Origin of the sequence: Streptomyces sp. NPDC086519 (assembly GCF_040686075.1) — a bacterium.
GTDB classification, from domain to species: domain Bacteria; phylum Actinomycetota; class Actinomycetes; order Streptomycetales; family Streptomycetaceae; genus Streptomyces; species Streptomyces shenzhenensis.
Window position 1 is genome coordinate 1 of the sequence record NZ_JBFBJL010000119.1, and the last position, 15,146, is coordinate 15,146.

At 65.8% G+C, this 15,146-nt stretch carries 12 protein-coding genes; 4 read left to right on the forward strand and 8 right to left on the reverse strand.

Features of this window, described 5'->3' with window-relative positions; translation table 11 throughout:
• Window positions 1-231: 231 nt before the first annotated feature.
• A complete protein-coding gene (locus AB0P24_RS46465; RefSeq protein ID WP_365805297.1) occupies window positions 232-1,266 on the reverse strand; it encodes an ATP-binding protein in 1,035 nt (344 codons plus the stop codon).
• Window positions 1,267-2,666: 1,400 nt separating this feature from the next.
• Entirely contained in the window at window positions 2,667-3,416 is a 750-nt protein-coding gene (locus AB0P24_RS46470) for a hypothetical protein (protein WP_365805299.1), read from the reverse strand.
• A gap of 264 nt (window positions 3,417-3,680) precedes the next feature.
• On the opposite strand from AB0P24_RS46470, the gene AB0P24_RS46475 reads away from it, so the two are divergent.
• From AB0P24_RS46475 to AB0P24_RS46485, 3 genes are all read left to right on the forward strand, one after another.
• Window positions 3,681-4,034 carry a hypothetical protein gene (locus AB0P24_RS46475; protein ID WP_365805301.1) on the forward strand — a complete coding sequence of 118 codons (354 nt, stop codon included), beginning with the start codon at window positions 3,681-3,683 and terminating at the stop codon, window positions 4,032-4,034.
• Between the two features lie 510 nt (window positions 4,035-4,544).
• Entirely contained in the window at window positions 4,545-5,480 is a 936-nt protein-coding gene (locus tag AB0P24_RS46480) for a hypothetical protein (protein WP_365805303.1), read from the forward strand.
• Between the two features lie 139 nt (window positions 5,481-5,619).
• Window positions 5,620-6,108, forward strand: a complete 489-nt coding sequence (locus tag AB0P24_RS46485; protein ID WP_365805304.1) for a GIY-YIG nuclease family protein — start codon at window positions 5,620-5,622, stop codon at window positions 6,106-6,108.
• 195 nt (window positions 6,109-6,303) lie between these two features.
• On the opposite strand, the gene AB0P24_RS46490 is transcribed toward AB0P24_RS46485, so the two are convergent.
• From AB0P24_RS46490 to AB0P24_RS46515, 6 genes are all read right to left on the reverse strand, one after another.
• A complete protein-coding gene (locus tag AB0P24_RS46490) occupies window positions 6,304-6,435 on the reverse strand; it encodes a hypothetical protein (RefSeq protein ID WP_365805306.1) in 132 nt (43 codons plus the stop codon).
• A gap of 702 nt (window positions 6,436-7,137) precedes the next feature.
• Complete coding sequence (locus AB0P24_RS46495) at window positions 7,138-7,908, reverse strand: DUF6339 family protein (protein WP_365805308.1); 771 nt, start codon at window positions 7,906-7,908, stop codon at window positions 7,138-7,140.
• Window positions 7,905-8,825, reverse strand: coding sequence for a hypothetical protein (locus AB0P24_RS46500; RefSeq protein ID WP_365805310.1), 921 nt, complete (start codon window positions 8,823-8,825; stop codon window positions 7,905-7,907). Before AB0P24_RS46500 ends, AB0P24_RS46495 begins: the two co-directional genes overlap by 4 nt.
• Entirely contained in the window at window positions 8,825-10,663 is a 1,839-nt protein-coding gene (locus AB0P24_RS46505) for a hypothetical protein (protein WP_365805312.1), read from the reverse strand. The genes AB0P24_RS46500 and AB0P24_RS46505 overlap by 1 nt, the downstream gene beginning before the upstream one ends.
• Window positions 10,660-11,676, reverse strand: a complete 1,017-nt coding sequence (locus AB0P24_RS46510; protein WP_365805314.1) for a PD-(D/E)XK motif protein — start codon at window positions 11,674-11,676, stop codon at window positions 10,660-10,662. Before AB0P24_RS46510 ends, AB0P24_RS46505 begins: the two co-directional genes overlap by 4 nt.
• Window positions 11,673-14,360 (reverse strand): Z1 domain-containing protein, encoded by a 2,688-nt coding sequence (locus AB0P24_RS46515; RefSeq protein WP_365805316.1) that lies wholly within the window; start codon window positions 14,358-14,360, stop codon window positions 11,673-11,675. Before AB0P24_RS46515 ends, AB0P24_RS46510 begins: the two co-directional genes overlap by 4 nt.
• 248 nt (window positions 14,361-14,608) lie before the next feature.
• On the opposite strand from AB0P24_RS46515, the gene AB0P24_RS46520 reads away from it, so the two are divergent.
• Window positions 14,609-15,064, forward strand: coding sequence for a hypothetical protein (locus AB0P24_RS46520; RefSeq protein ID WP_365805318.1), 456 nt, complete (start codon window positions 14,609-14,611; stop codon window positions 15,062-15,064).
• The last annotated feature ends 82 nt before the right edge of the window (window positions 15,065-15,146 follow it).

Consider the following 15,146-nt stretch of genomic DNA (forward strand, 5'->3'; position numbering starts at 1 on the left):
CCGCATCCCCTACGACGAGAAGACCGCCTTCCCCAACACCGCTTGACTGATCAACCGCATCGGATGTCTGTCTCCGCCCCGCTCCAGCCCGGCCGGCGCCCGTGCCGCGCGCACAGCAAACAGCCGCCTGATGTCAGAGAAGGGGTACGTCGTGGCTGGGGCGGTCGGCTCCACGGCTTCACGGAGCCACTTTGGCGCGAGCCTCGAAGATCACGGCCCCAACGTCGCGCTTTACCGGGCAGGCCCACTATTGCGTAATACCGCCCGAGCAGCGACAAGCATGGAATGAATCGCCTCGGGTGTCTCGGCCCACTTATCCGAGCCTCGACGATGAGGGATAGAGAAGAACGAGCCGCTCACCTTCGATTCAATAATTGCCCCTTTGACGATGAAAGGCTTGTTTTCCTCGGGCTGCGGCGGAATATACACCGCCATAATATCCCCCGAGTCGAGAGAGGTGACATCGATGCGCAAGCCTTCCACTGCGGGAATTAGACGGTCCCGCAGAATTTGCATGTAGCGCTGCACCTGCACCGACCCCTTTCTGCAGGGCGTCACGCGGACTAGCACGTCATTCCCCGATGAATCTTTCTCGGAGGCAATGCCAATAACGATCAGACCGCCAAGATCCGAGTTGGCAAAGGAAGCTACGTCACAGGCGAATTCATACTTCTGCGACTCGACGGCGATACCGTAGTTCTCCCGCTTCACCTCCAGCCACTCACTCTCCAGCTCACCTAGAATTAAGGCGGGGGCCCCAGCGCTAACCAAAGCATAGACCCCTGATGGGCTCTTCAGGCTTACTCGGTCATGCTGCAGCAACATGGATACAGCATCTGCAAATACTCCATACTGCATGACCGTCCAGCTCAGCGGAACATTGAGGCCCATGTCTAACGATTCGGCAGGCCCACAAAACGTAACTCGTGAAACGGTAACACCTCTCTGCGCGAAATAACCTCCCATGCGATCGTTAAATTCCTCGCGATTTTTCGGCCTTACATAATCTACGCATAGTGTGATCGATAGGTCATCACCGTCAGCCAACTCGAAGATCTCGTGTCGCACTAGCTCAGAATGGGCGTACACTCGATCGTCGCCACCGTATACCCGAATACCCTCCATTGGGGGCGCAATAAGGATCACCGAGAAAAAGGTGCCCGCTTCTTGGTGAGCCACCTTTAACGCATCCCGCAGTTGCGACAACGTCGAGTCGCCGATCCAAGCCCGTGGCATCTCAAATTCGTCATGCCGATTGACTGGCACGATTCGACCGTCACTCAGAGTTAGGCGTCGATTTTCTGCATCGAACTTTATACGCATTCTTCCCCCTGGGTTCGGGTGTCGTTTGAGGCCTGGCCGTAACTATGAAATCAGACTCGCCATGCCATCGGACAGCATCCATCGATGTCCACACCCATGTCGACGGCATTACATACGCCATCACACGAGGGCAGTCGACGCGCCGAGCACGGCCAAAGAAACGAGTTCGCCTGCACCTGTCGGGACCCTGTGGTCGGTTCCGGGCCGTCGCTGGGTCCCGTGAGGCTTGTTGCTCTGGTCGACGGCACCAGCGGCGTGGCTGAGCCCGGTGGGGGTGCAGCGAGACATACGCGCGCCTGATCGGTCGACTTACCCGCCGTCGTGGCTGACTTTCGTCGGCCGAGGATCAAACGTGGACCCGCCGAATGCCAGTGCACGCCATCAGCCTGCTGCCATCTTCGGTCAGAAACAACATGAACGTCCAAGAGCCATCGGCAGCCCTGATCTGCCCCAGCCGAACCGGCCGTTGATATCGACCGAGCAGCTCCACGGCCCGGGCTAAGTTCTTGGTCTCGATGCCCCGGCGGCGAGTATGCCGCAGTCGACGTCCGTAGATAAGGGCGAGTGGTTCAGAAGCCGTAGTCTCGTCCCAGACCACGTGGGATCCACCGCAGCGGAGCGCAGCCAGAGCGGCCACGGATGCCTCGTCGTTGCCGACCAGCAGTCGTTCGAGTAGCTCCCGCTCCATGCCGTCACCCCCGCCAAGATCCTGCTGTACAGCAGCCGGATACAGCAACCACAGCAACCGGCCCCACCCCGTAGCGTCCCCACGGGGCCGATGCGCGACCTGTATGACTGTCTCCGACCGATCTCTACAGAGCTATGGATCAGAAGTCGTCCGTGCCCCGCTCTGGTGGTGTCACCCGCCGAAGTGGCGTCGCGCCGCCACGGTAGGGTCTCCCCCTGCTGACGGGGAGGGCCAACAGGTGACGGCGTACCACTTGGGCTATGCGGAGGGGCAGTGGACGGTCTGGATCGCTCTGGGCCTGGCGGCAGTCTGGGTTGCAACAGGCCGGTGGCGGGATTACCCACGCGCTGAAGGCAGGAACCCAGAACAGGTCGCCGCCGTGGTGCGGCGCCGGTCCCGTTTGGTGAATCGTTCGATCCTTGCCGTCGCTTCTCTGTGGATCCTGACGAACATCGTCGTCGATGTCTGGGCGGTATGGCGGTAACTACCGTCAAGGATCCTTGCGCTTGGAGAGCTCTGAGCATCGCCTACAGCGCTCGTGCCGGGTGCGTGCCAGAAGGCGCGGGGAATCGCAGGGAACGCCGGGGAGCCCTCAGGCGGCTGGCCATGTGCTACGCCGTCCCGCCGCACGTCAATGAGGGGAGCCGACTCTGGATCAGCCGAGTTTCTCAGGCTGAGAGTTTCCGCCGGATGTGTGGCGTATGGTCGCTGGCCTGCTGTCCAGTGCGTTACTAATCTCCCGAAGGCGTCCCTCGGGCAGAGCAAAGGCGTTGCTGGGGTTTCGATACGAGTGCCCACCGTCGTTTATCCGGACCCCGTTTGCCAGGCTCCAGCGGGCAGGAGTCCATTGGCCCTGGTTCTCCAGGAGCATGCTTGCCACGTCGACGGGCTCCTCGATCGAGGTGAGAGCGGCGAGAGCGGTGGTGAGGGTGACGGCCGCGTCGTCGGGAAGTCGCGCATCGCCGAGTGTCGGGAAGAGCAGCAAGAGACGGACGTCGGGATCGTCAACGCCCCCTGTGGCCGGCTGTCGGGCAGCGGACAGCAACTCCGGCCAGGCCATGCCAGGCCCCATGAAGTGACCGTCATCCACGGCAAGGGTTTCCGCAGCGGACCACGCCGGGTGATGTATCAGGTAGTCCACCCCGCGGTCGCCCTCGATGTTGCGGTACACGACGAGGATGGTGTGCCCCGAGGACAGAGGCACGCTGAACACCGGCCACTCACGCTCGGAAGACAGCACGCGATACAGCTCCATGGCCGCGTCCCAGTCGGCCCCGAACGCAGCTCGCTGCGCGTCCTCACCGCGCAAGGAACTGCCGAGGTGCACGGGCCAGAACAACGGATCGTCCAGGTAGGCACTGCCTTGGACCAGAGGGCCGTCTTCGTATCCGGGGATCTTCAGCACGTGAGGATGATGGCACGAGGGACAGACACCACCTCGGGGTGCAAGGTTCGGCCGCCCCGTCTCAGTTTCCGTCTCATTCACCACCGTTCGCCGACGTTCACCCGAGATCAGAACGCCGCTCCCGCCCCCGGGCTAACCGCCCATGAACCCAGCTGAACGCCGCCGCACTCACCCCAACACCCCACCACCACAGTTGGAAAGCGTGTTGGTCTCCGTGGAGGCCTGGCCCGCGACACCACCAGTCGAGGCGGCTAGGTTGAGGGTGTGGACGAGGAAGCGATCACCATCCGGCTCACGCGCGATCAAGCCTTCGTGTTGTCGGACTGGCTCTACCAAGTCATGTTCGGGTCCGACGTCCTTGAGGGGATCGTGCGCGACCGAGCCGTATGGTCACCGATCTACGCGATCTCAGGAACACTGGACAAGACGCTGAGCGAGATCTTCATAACCGACTACGGCCCACGGCTTGAAGAGGCCAAGGAGCGCCTGTGCGCCAACCTGTACGGCGGAGCCGAGGAGTCGACGACACCAGGCAGGGACGAGACCGCCGCACCACAGGCGCACCAGATGGGGCGGGGAACAGCGGGGAGTCACGGTGAAAGCGGCCAAGGGCGGTAAGCCTGGTACCAGGCAATCGCCCAGGTCAGCGCCCGAGCCAACTCCAAATGACCGCAGCTTCCCAAGCTGATGGCTTGCTGTTGGTCTCGCCCCGATCGGTGGGTGCTGATCAGCTCAGCCCAGGACCGTGGACCCGAGTGAATGCGAGAAGGCAATGCCAATCGTTGCAGCCCATCACGCGAAGATCGAGCGGGCGGTGGACGGGACCCGCGCCCCACAGGCGGGATTGCCGTTCGCGGCGGTCCATCAGGCGATTGGTGAAGCGTTATAAGACGAGGGCGCCCAACGTGTTGTGCGCCAGGTCGTCGAGGGTTGGCGTGCCAGATCTCTAGTGCAGCGGCTGGGCCATGAGCACGGCGACTCCAGCCGCTCGACCGGTAGTGAGCTAGTCGGGGAACTTTCCGATTTTTGTCCGTACTCTTAGCGGGCCTGAGAACGGCACCCCAGGGGGAATCAGTGCGCGACCCATCGAATGAGCAGAGATCGCAGAGGCGCAACCGGCGTCCCGATATGGACTTCACGCCGGTCCGCAACGGAATGGACTACCTCAGCAGTGCTGTCCTGTACCTGAGTGGCAGCGCTAGCGTGCTGTTCGACGCGTTCGGCCTGACACCGCCACCGACGACGAAGGTGTCCGAGCTGCTCGCACCTGACCGTCCCCTCAGTGATCGCGATCTCAAGTACGCCGTGCTCCACCTTCAAGCGGCCGCTGAGGTCCTCCTCAAAGCACGGCTCGTACGCGAACACTGGAGTCTCGTTTTCAAGAACCCCGGCAACGCCACGCGCGCGGCCTTCGAACAGGGCAAGTTCGACAGCTGCACCATGGACGCCGCCTTGGACCGCCTCGTCAGCATCGCCGGCGTGCCGATCACCTCGGACCAACGTGAGGCAATCAAGGACCTTGCCGAGACCAGGAACGCACTGACCCACTACGGCCACACGGCGAACGCGTACGCAGTCGAGGCTCGTGCCGCCCGAGTTCTGAGCTTCCTCCTTGACTTCGTCCCTCTTCACCTGCACCCGGTCCTGTCCTCCGAAGCGCAGTTGGTCGAGGAGACTATGGAGGCCGTCCGGGAGAAACTTCGGGACATCGAAGCTCTCGTGAAGAGCCGGATGCAGGAGCTGACGGGCATACTCAGCGGCCGTGAAGACCGCACCGTGATCTGCCCCCAGTGCAGGCAATGGGCGCTGGTCATCGGCGGTGAGGATCTCGTGACCTGCCATTTCTGTCTGGCGTTCCTGGAGCCAGTGGACGCCGTCATCCTCTACTGGATGGATGTTCTCGGCCAGGACGAATCCCTTGGCGCTGTGGACTGTCCCGACTGTGGAAGCGAGCACATGATCATGTGGGTGACCACCGCTGCGGACAAGACCGAGGAAGTTGGTCTCTGCTTCCGGTGCGGCGCGGTCTACAAGAAGAAGGAGCGAGGGGAAGCGCAAGTATGAGCTGAGGGGCTCGTTCGCAGGCACCTACTGTCAGCGTCGCCCAGTAGCGTGCGTGATCACCCACGGCAAGCTTGGAGGGTTCGTGGAAGCTACCGCTCTCGTCAGTCCCGATCGGTTGTGGTCGGCACAGGAGGCTCTGATGCGTCCGAGCCCTGTCCCTGCAGTGGCAGGGGTCTACGGGTGGCACTTCAAGCAGCCGCCCCACCCGGTCCTGGACGCTGAACGCCTGCTCTACGTCGGGATAGCCCCGCGGTACATGGCGAACCGGATCAGCACGCAGAACCTGCGAAAACGGGTGCGTTACCACTACCGGGGCAACGCGGCCGGCTCGACCCTGCGGCTCACCCTCGGCTGCCTGCTCGGACTCGAGCTGCGCCGCGTGGGCAGCGGCAAGCGGATGACCTTCGGCAAGGTCGGCGAAGCCACCCTGAGCCAGTGGATGGCGGACAACGCGCGAGTGTGCTGGATCGAGCAGAGCGAACCGTGGGACCTTGAGTCACAGCTCATCTCCCGACTCGATCTCCCGCTGAACCTCGACCAGAACCGCCACAACGCGTTTCACGGTCGCCTGAAGGAGATGAGGGCCCAAGCCCGCGAGCGAGCACGAGAGCTGCCCATCAGTTCGTAGACCATCGGATGGACCGGCCGACGGGCGGCGTCGACGACGTATCGGGGATGCCTGGTGGGCAAGGCTGGCAGGCCAGTACCGGTGGCAGCTCACACGCAGAGCCGCTCTAGCGGCTTGGCATCTACGGCGATGCACGGTGGGCTGTAGCGCAGAAGCCACAGCCCACCGTACTGTTGCTAGATCCTCCGGTCGCTACTACTTGACGAAGAGGATGTGGTAGGACCCGGTCAAGACGATTGCCGTCGTCACGACCAGGGACTTCAGGCGGGCGGTTCGGCGCTCATCGGCAATGGCAAACCGAACCGTCTGCCCCATTTCCTTGAACATGTCCCTCATCTTTTTGATTTCCCTCCAATCGGTAGAGACGCCGGATGGAGCCTCTACCCTTCCTGGTGGCGGAAAACAAAAAAGCCCGACTTCAATTTGCGCGACGAAAATATTGCGCAAAAAGAAATCAGGCTGCGATTTCGGATCTAGATATTAGATTGACAATGTTCGCACTCTGGAATTTCTGACATCTTCCACGGGAAAGTTTACTCTCGCCCGCTGCGTATCGGAAACCCAAGTCCTGTATCAGGCTACCATGACTGACTGCACATCAGCAAGTGTTGCCCGTAGGGAAGTTCGCCAGAGACACGTCGCGCGAGGCGCCTGACCCTTCAGGCACCTCGACGGGGTCCGAGCGACCAGCGGCGACCGATCCGGCCACAACTAGGGATCGGAAGGCTTCTGACATCCACAGCTGACATCAACGACGCCAGACGGAGGCGCACAACAGCAACCCTGTCTAGTCGGGGCATCAGTGGCCGGCAGCGTCCGAAGCGGGTGCGGATCGAACTCCTAAAGCGGTGCTCACTATTGTGGGGCTCCACGTCGCCGCTTCCCCCATACGTTCCCCAGAGGGAACTAGGACCGACGGATTGGGCTGGTCAGAGATTTTAAGTCGGCCCGCAGTAAATGCCGACAGGGCTCCCTTGAGTAGTTCAGAGGATTGGGCACCGATGCGGCAGTGGTTGGTGGCGGGTGGTGTCAGGGGTGAGTGCTGGCGTGTTGGAGGGCTTGGATGGATTGGGTGACGAGGCTGTGGATTCTGTTTTGGATGACGGTTTCGTCGAGGGAGGTGAAGGAGGTGTAGGGCAGGAGGCGGCGTAGGCGTTTCGTGGTGTCGCGGACGACGGCGCGGCGGGGGACAGGCAGGGTGGTGAGGTGGGGGGCGGTCAGTTCGCGGGCGAGGGCGCGGGCGAGGGGTGGTGTGCCGCCGATGGTGCGGCGTTCGAAGATCTGGTTGAGGTCAGACTCGGTGAGTCGGTCGAGCAGGTCGTAGTGGGTGGCGCCGTCGCGGGTCTCGGCGAGGGCATGGGCCTGCCACCACAGGCGGGCGAGGGTGTGACGGACCAAGCCGGTCCCGATCCAGCGTTCGGGGGTGCGGGTACCGAAGCGCCAGGCGGTGAGGTCGGGGACGAGGCAGGTGGCGAGGTAGGTCCACATGTCGCCTTGGCCAGCCTCGGCGGGGGTGATGTCCATCGTGGTGTGCAGGGCTTTAGCCGCGGCACGGTCGAAGAGGATCTTGTTGTGGTCGGCGGGCGGGGTGGGCTGACCGGCGCGCCGTGCACAGTCGCGCAGGGTGTCGGCGAGATGGTCGAGGTGGGCTGGGGTAACGGGGGTGCCGCCGGTGGTGCCGTAGAAGGCGGTGGCGGAGTGGCCAGCGTGGTTCTTGATGTCCTGTGGGGTCAGAGTCGTGTAGTGGGCCAGGAGCGTCGTGGCCTCGGCGGGGGTGATCCGTGGATACAGCAGGCTCATGGCGTCTCCCGGCGCATTTGATGCTGGCGGCGCAGGGCGCCCTGCAGGGCAGCGGCGAAAACGGCGGGTTCGGACTCGCGCCAGGTAGCCACGGTTTGCAGTGACGCGCCGTGGAACAGATTGGAGACCAATACCGTCAGGCTTTCGGCCAGGCTGCCAGGTTCGTCAGCCGCGTCGGTGACGGCGTCGCGCCAGGCGGGCCGCAGGCAAGCTTCCACCAGTTGGCGGGCGACGTCGTCGTACATCGTCTCGAGCAGACGGCGCTGCATCAAGGTGGGGGCTGCTGCCCGGGTGGCGGCGGTGACCAGTTCGGTGTCGGTCCGGTTGAGGTAGAGGCGGATGCCTCCGGCGACAGGGACGGCGGGGTCGTCGGGCAGGCCCAGCGCCCATCGGGCGTCCTCATCGAAGCCGTGCAGCGCGAAGTCGATCACAGAGATCGGGAAGCGGGAGGCGCCGCCCTCCAGGCGGACTTCTGCGCTCTGCTCGCAAAGGATCTCCCCGGCGTGGCGGGGGGTGAAGGGGGGCGCCGCCTCGGGGCGGGGGACGTCGTCGGCGAGCACAAGGCGTGTGTGGATCACGAGGGTGCCGCCGAGGTCGGTGCCCGACAGTTTGATCTGCACGGTCAGGGTCGTCGCGTCGACCACGAGGCGGCGGAACGCCGATCCCGTGTAGTGCGCGGCTGAGGAGTGCCAGTCGACGACTAGGGCGAGCGGGGTGTCGGCGGGCAACCTGCAGTCGGCCAGCGCCCGCGGGTGGTCGACGGTGACGTGACGGGAAAGGGCGAGGTCGGCCTGGGGGTCCCAGTCCGGCAGCAGCGCGGGCAGCTCTCGGGTGCCCTCGGTGTCGTCGATCTGCCAGGGTCCGCACGTCAGGACCTGGGGGGCGGGCTGCAGGAAGGGCATGACGTCGTGTGCCATCAGCGGGCGTCTTCCTGCACGAGGTGGGCGCTGACGCGGACTCGCGTGGCAGCGCCCGCGACGGGGCGCACCATCACGACCCAGTCGCGTCGGTCGGAAGCGGTGAGAGTCAGAACGTCGCCCTCGCGCATCTCCGCCGCGTCGGGGCTGCGGAAGCCGACCACCTCCGGGCCGATCGCGCCGGCCGGTGGATCGTTCTCGCTGCCGTGGTCCAAGGCCACTGAAGCCATCGCCAGGACGCGGATGGGTGCGGCGGCCGCGGAGACGGTGATGTCGGTGATGACGTAGAAGGCGCCGTCGATCTCGACGAGTCTGGGCGGGGTGAGGGTGCGCAGTAGACTGCCCGTTCCCCCGCCCCCTGGCCGCCCTGGGCCGGGGGGCGGATGGTCGGCGCCCTGGCCGCTGCCGGTGGGCACCAGGGAAGCGAAGCGGTGGGACAGGGCGCCCAACGGCGGTTGGGGGCCTGCGGCCGACACCCGTTCGGGTTCGGCGAGGGCGTACTCGCGCATGCGGTTGTCGATCGTGCGCAGCGCCGAGCGCACCAGCTTCCTGGCGTCTGGGTCAGGCATGTTCTTGGGCACCCAGGCGTCGTGGGTGGGCGGTTCGGCGGCAGCGAAGGCGTCGTCCACGCCCACCGCGGTGCGGAAGACCGCGCCGTAGGAGACGTCGGTGTCGGGGAGTTGGGGGCCCGGTCTGTAGTGCACCACGAGGCCCGCCTGCCGCATCAGGGCGCAGTGGTGCATGGGCCCCTCGGATGGGGCGGCTACGTCCGTCCAGTGAGGGCGCACCGGTGTCATGAACGCCTCGAGGGCGAAGCGGCCGAGGTCGACGGCGGGATTCCTGCTGCGCACGTGACGCCCGTCGGTGTGGGCGCTGCGATGGGCGCGGATGAACGGTTGCAGCCGGGGGACCCGGTCCGGGTCGGGCAGGTCTAGCGGCCGGCCATCGACGCTGACGCGGCAGCGCATGCGCGGGGCGCCTGGGGCGTTGTCGATCATCACGGGCCACAGTTCCCAGAGCATGGCGGAGCCAAGGAATTGGGCGGCTTCCTCCATCGTGCGGGGGCGCTCGGGTTCGTCAGCCTCCACGGGGGCGCTCGAGCCGAGCCGGGCACCCACGATCACGATGTCGGTGCCCAGTTCGTCGCCAGCGCGTTCCGGCAGACCCAGGGCGTCGGCGACGGCGTCGGCGTCTTCGTCCAGCAGCGGGTCGGGGATGTTGTCCACGGCTATGCGTCCCCACCAGTGGCGGCCGGTGTAACGGCGCTCGGCGTGGTCGAAGCCTGTTCCCAGCGCGGCGGCGATCAGGCGGGTCTGGACGCGGTCCTGCCACCGGCATCGGGTGCGCACCAGGACGGTGCCGGCCGCGCTGGTGGTGAACAGCACGCCTTTGCCGAATCCGTATGTCCCTCCGCTGTGCGCGCGGCGGTTGGTGCGGCCGATGTCGCGGACCAGTCCCACGAAGTCTGTACTGCCGTGGTACACGCGGTCGCCCCGCAGTGGGCCGCCCAGACCGCCGGTGCCGCGGTCGCTGATGGTCATCAGCACGGTGTCGGGGTCGTGCAGCACTGCGGCCAGGCCCAGCGACGTGTCGTCGCCGAACACCGGCAACAGGGCATCGATCCAGGGCGCTAGACCGGTCTTGCCCGGTCGGGCGAGCGCTAGATCGAAACCGACCTCCCCGGTGCCCATTCGGGCGTCCCACGTGTTTTGCGCGGCCTCCCGCACCAGGACCTGCAGGGGATCCAGGTCGGGGCGGCCGAGCTGTTTGCGGATGCCCTCCGCGTCGGAGGCCCCCTCCGGGGCGGAAGGCTGGGCCCACCACACGGGAGCATTCATGGCGTCGACCGTCCCTGGAGCTGGGCCACGACCTGTTCGTGGTCGAAGGCGTCGGGCAGTCGGTCAGCCACGTCCAGGGTGTAGTGGACGGCGTCGATGCCGGGCGCCAGGGGGCCGCGCAGGTCGGCCGGTGTCAGTGCGGGGAAGGCGGCGTCGACGGCGAGCCCGAGCAGCTGAGGCTGGCCGTAGCGCGCGCCGGCGTACAGATCCGCGTCCGCCGTGCTGTATCCGGCCTTGGCCAATTGCTCGATCACGCCGCGGGAGTCGGCGGCCGCGGCCACCACACGCTCGGCGAGCTCGGGCAGCGACGTGCCGGACGTGTCCTCGACCAGGCGGACCAGGACCAGCGTCAACCGGCCGCCGGGCGGAAGGGCCAGCTGGTCCAGACCGTGGATCTCCACGGTGGAGCCGCCCCGACCCAGCGTCTTGACCTCCACATCCCAGGTGCCGGGCAGGCGGAAGTCGTGGGGCAGCCGGTCGGGCCCGGTCCAGATCTGGGTGGGCCGCAGGAATGCATCACCGTGCAGGACGTGCTCCAGCACGGTCAACTCTCCGAACAAACCGCGCTGTTCGGAGGTCGCCAGCCGCCCTCCGCGGCCCTGGAACATCTCCCGCCAGGCGTCCAGGGTCTGCCGGCAGGTCTGCGCGGGAGCGCCGCCGTCCTCGGCCAGGCGCTGCAGGACTTCGCTGACCACGTCGTCGAAGAGGTCGCCCAGGTCCGTGCGGTGACACACCAGGTCCGCGTAGTGCTGCACCCGGCCCTCGACCCGCAGACTGTCCCGCTTGAGCCGCACGTGGGCCGAGCGCAGGTCCTCGTGCACCTCCTCCGGGCGGGCGACGGGCAGCAGCAGATGGCGATCTCCCCGGGCGTCCAGCCCCACCTGCACCTCGCCCGCCGTCACGGCCAGGCCGATCGGCGCCATCGTCATGTGCTCGCCGGCTATCCGCCTCGCCCCCACCACCGGCCAGGTGAACCGCAGCTCGCGCCGCCAGTCGGTGTCCGCGCCGCTCATGCGTCGTCCGCCTCGTCGTCGAGGGCGTTGGCCTGATCGTCGTACTCCGCGTCATCGACCGCCTGGTGATCGACGCCCACCTGCACGTACCGGTTGGGGACCGTGTCCTTGGAGTTGCCGGGGAAGACGAAGGCGGCGCCGACGACGTGCTCGACGGCCTGAAGCGGCCGACGGGTGTCCCGGTTGGCCTCGTCGGGCGGGGAGTCCTTGGCGATCGGATACAGCAGGAGCAGACCCCGATCGTGGAAGTCCGGGTGGTCGTTGCGCAGCGCCACGAGGCCCGCCTCGGACCGGCGCCGTGCCTCGGCCGCGGGCACGTCCATGTCGACGACCCGGTGCTCCTTCGTCATCAGCGTCTTAATGTCGGCCTTCACACCGCCGCTGTCCTTCAACTTGGACCGGTTGATGGTGCCGACCCGCACTCGCTCGTCGAGCTCCACCACGTGCCGGGCGTCCGCGGCGGGGCCGCCCATGACGGCGACGGTCCAACTGAGCAGGCTCTGCGGCGAACGCCGGTTCTCGGTCTCAATGTAGGCGCGGATCAGACGCGGCTCGAGGTCCGGCGAGTCCTCGTGCACCCGATAGCTATCCAGGAAGTGCAGGACGTGACGCACGTCCACGTCACGCAAAAGCACCTCCCCGGAGCCGCGGTCGTCCAGCGCCGCGCCGTCGCGGAGCGCGTCGCCGACCAGGGTGCGAGCCGCGCGCAGGTTGCCGGCCAACCACTCCCGCTCGTCCTCGGGGAAGTAACGGGTCTGCACCCGGCGACCGCCGTAGGAGGCGTATGCCGTCCGGGCCCGCCCCATCTTCGCCGTCACGTTCAGCACCGGGTGCGTGCGGATGCGCACCCCCACCTCGCCGGGCGGGATGTCGTCCTCCTCATAACGCCTGATGTCCAGACGAATTTCGTGCTCGACCGTCGCTAGATGCCGGAAGTACTCCTTGAGCTGCTGCGTCATCCAGATCCGGGGCAGGTCTTCGTAGCCGGGACGGAACCCGAACCAGCGGCCCATCTGCAGCAGCGTGTCGTAGGTGCGGGCCGAACGGACGAAGAAGCTCACCACCAGCCCCTCGAGCGTCAAGCCCCGCGAGAGGGTGTTGCCACCCACCGCAATCGCCACCACCGGCTCGGGCCCGGAGTAGTCCAACCGGTCGCGGCTGCGGTGGTTGTCGAGGACCACATCGGTCTGCGCCACGATGCCGGGCAGGTGCTCGCGTAGTTCGTCGAAGGGGACGAAACGATTGCCGAACTGAGCGGCGGGAACCTTGCGGCTCTCCTCCTCCCACTGCTGGCGCAACCCTCCCACCACATCCTCGTCGTCCTGCTCCAGGGCGTCGACCATGGCCTGGCGCATCTGCTCCAGCGGCTCCCGGTAGGCCTCGTGCACCACCGTCTGCATGCTGGGATGCACGAGCATGGTGGAATGCTCGTGGTCCCCGCGGCAGCGGCGGGCCGCGGTCGCCAGCCAGAAGTAGTGCACCGCCGCGGTCAGTTCGTCGGTCATGGTCGGGACGAAGCCGGCGGTGTCTGCCCGCCGGCGCGGCCGCAGCCGGTCGACCGTGGCGGTGGGAACGATGCGGATCATGTCGTGACCGTCGAGATCACTGCCCGTCGCCTCGCCCTCGACCGCCTCCCGGCCGAAGATCTTCTCGGCGCCGAAGTACCCGTCCGGCTGGGGCAGGCTGAGGATGAACGTCTCCGGGTACAGATCACCGGCCGAGGGGTCGATGAGGACGTTGGCGAAGGGGGTGGCGGTGTAGCCCAGGTAGGTCCGCTTGTCGAACAGGTCGAGCAACTGGCGGATCTGCGGATTGATGATGGGGGTGTCCACGCTCGCCTGGTCGGCCTCGTCGTCGATGATCAGCACCGGCAGGTCGGCGAACGTCCCGGCCTTGACCGCAGGCCTGAGCCACTCGATCAACCGCTGCAGCCGTTTGTGGTTCTTCTTCACCACGCACAGGGTCACCCCGGTGCCGCTTTGATGCAGATACGCGGCCGCCTTGGAGTTCTGCTCCTCGAAGTCCGCCTCTGCGGACGTCAGGGTGAACCACCCGTCGTCCTTGCGGGCCAACAGTTGCTCGGCCAACCGCTCCTGGGTCTGCCGGCGCAACCCGTTGTGAATGCCGGACAGCACGATGATCAACCGGTACCCCACGTCGGCCGCCTTCGCGATCACCGCCGTGTAGTTCGTCGTCTTGCCCGACTGCACGTGCCCGACGACCAGGCCCTTCGTCAAGAACGTCGCGTGCGAGGGGTCGTTGGTGTATGCGATGATCTTCGAGGAGGCCTCGTCCAGCACCTCCAGGCGATCCGTGGGCCAGCCGTCCTGTCGCAGGAACTCGGCGTACGGCACCCAATAGGGATCATCCGCCAACGGCCCCGGGTACCAGGGCTTCATCCCTGGCGCGGCAAGGATCTTCGGCGGGTATCCCACCCGGACCGATTCCGCACGCCTTTGGAACTCCCGGACGTAGCCCTCGATCTCGTCCGGGTTGAACCGCTTCTGGAACTTGAGCACCGTCTGCTCCAGACCATTGCGCTGAGCCTGAGCTGCAAAGACGTCGAAGAAGTCATCCACGGACCAGACTCTAGGGCAACCTACTGACACACATGCGTACTTGGGGGACTCCAGGGACTCAGGGTGTTTCCCGAAGAGGACGGCCCCTGGGTCGGTGCGTTCCATGCGCCGTGGCGTCCGTCCAGGCCAAGGGCTGGTAGGGGCAAGTGGTGGGAGGGTGTGAAGGCGGTGCTATCGGCTCCTCGCCCGTCAGTACGAGGAAACGTCGATGAGCTGGCCGAGTTCCCGCAGCCGTTCATTGAGGTCTGACAGGCACGACCGCCCCGACCGGCTGGGCCTGTTCGAAGGGTGGCTGCCGCCCCGCTTCAAAACCCAGTTTGAGAAGGCCGTGGTCCCCTGCCAGGCTAAGTTGCGTGACCGAGAGCGCCTTCTACTCCGACCGTGCGGGACTTGGTAAGGCACGCGTCAGCGAGACCATCTCCGCCGAAACGTGGGCTGGACTGACCGCACTGATCGAGCAGCGTATTGACGACGGCTCACTCGCGCGGGCCTTTCCCCTATACGCCTGCCCTGACGACCCCGGCCGCAACACTGTCACCGGTACGGACGAGGAGAAGTTCCTTCGTTCCCTCACAGCCCATGTTCCTGACCTGGTCGAACCCTCCGTGGCGCCTGATCCAGGTCAGGACGGCAAGCCCGCGGGGACTACTTCCGGCTGGCCCTCCGGAGAGTCCCACGTGGCGCAGCCCCCGAGATCCCCGCTGGATCCCGACAAGGTACCTGACACGGCTACAGCACTGGATCTAATTGACTTCGTTGCCCTCCATATCGACCAGCCGACCCACCGTTCATCCCATAAGAACTCCTAACGAAATGACTGTAGGAGGACGGTAGGGTCGGTGGCCATGAGTCAGAGTGGTTCGGAAGCGGCGGCGTTCTTCCGCGACGTCG

Excerpts from the sequence above, each read along its gene's own strand:
- AB0P24_RS46515 (WP_365805316.1), bottom strand. The coding sequence starts at position 14,360 with ATGGAACGCACCGACCCAGGGGCCGTCCTCTTCGGGAAACACCCTGAG.
- AB0P24_RS46500 (WP_365805310.1), bottom strand. The coding sequence starts at position 8,825 with ATGGCACACGACGTCATGCCCTTCCTGCAGCCCGCCCCCCAGGTCCTG.
- AB0P24_RS46505 (WP_365805312.1), bottom strand. The coding sequence starts at position 10,663 with ATGAATGCTCCCGTGTGGTGGGCCCAGCCTTCCGCCCCGGAGGGGGCC.
- AB0P24_RS46510 (WP_365805314.1), bottom strand. The coding sequence starts at position 11,676 with ATGAGCGGCGCGGACACCGACTGGCGGCGCGAGCTGCGGTTCACCTGG.
- AB0P24_RS46490 (WP_365805306.1), bottom strand. The coding sequence starts at position 6,435 with ATGTTCAAGGAAATGGGGCAGACGGTTCGGTTTGCCATTGCCGATGAG.
- AB0P24_RS46485 (WP_365805304.1), top strand. The coding sequence starts at position 5,620 with ATGCGTCCGAGCCCTGTCCCTGCAGTGGCAGGGGTCTACGGGTGGCAC.
- AB0P24_RS46495 (WP_365805308.1), bottom strand. The coding sequence starts at position 7,908 with ATGAGCCTGCTGTATCCACGGATCACCCCCGCCGAGGCCACGACGCTC.
- AB0P24_RS46480 (WP_365805303.1), top strand. The coding sequence starts at position 4,545 with ATGGACTTCACGCCGGTCCGCAACGGAATGGACTACCTCAGCAGTGCT.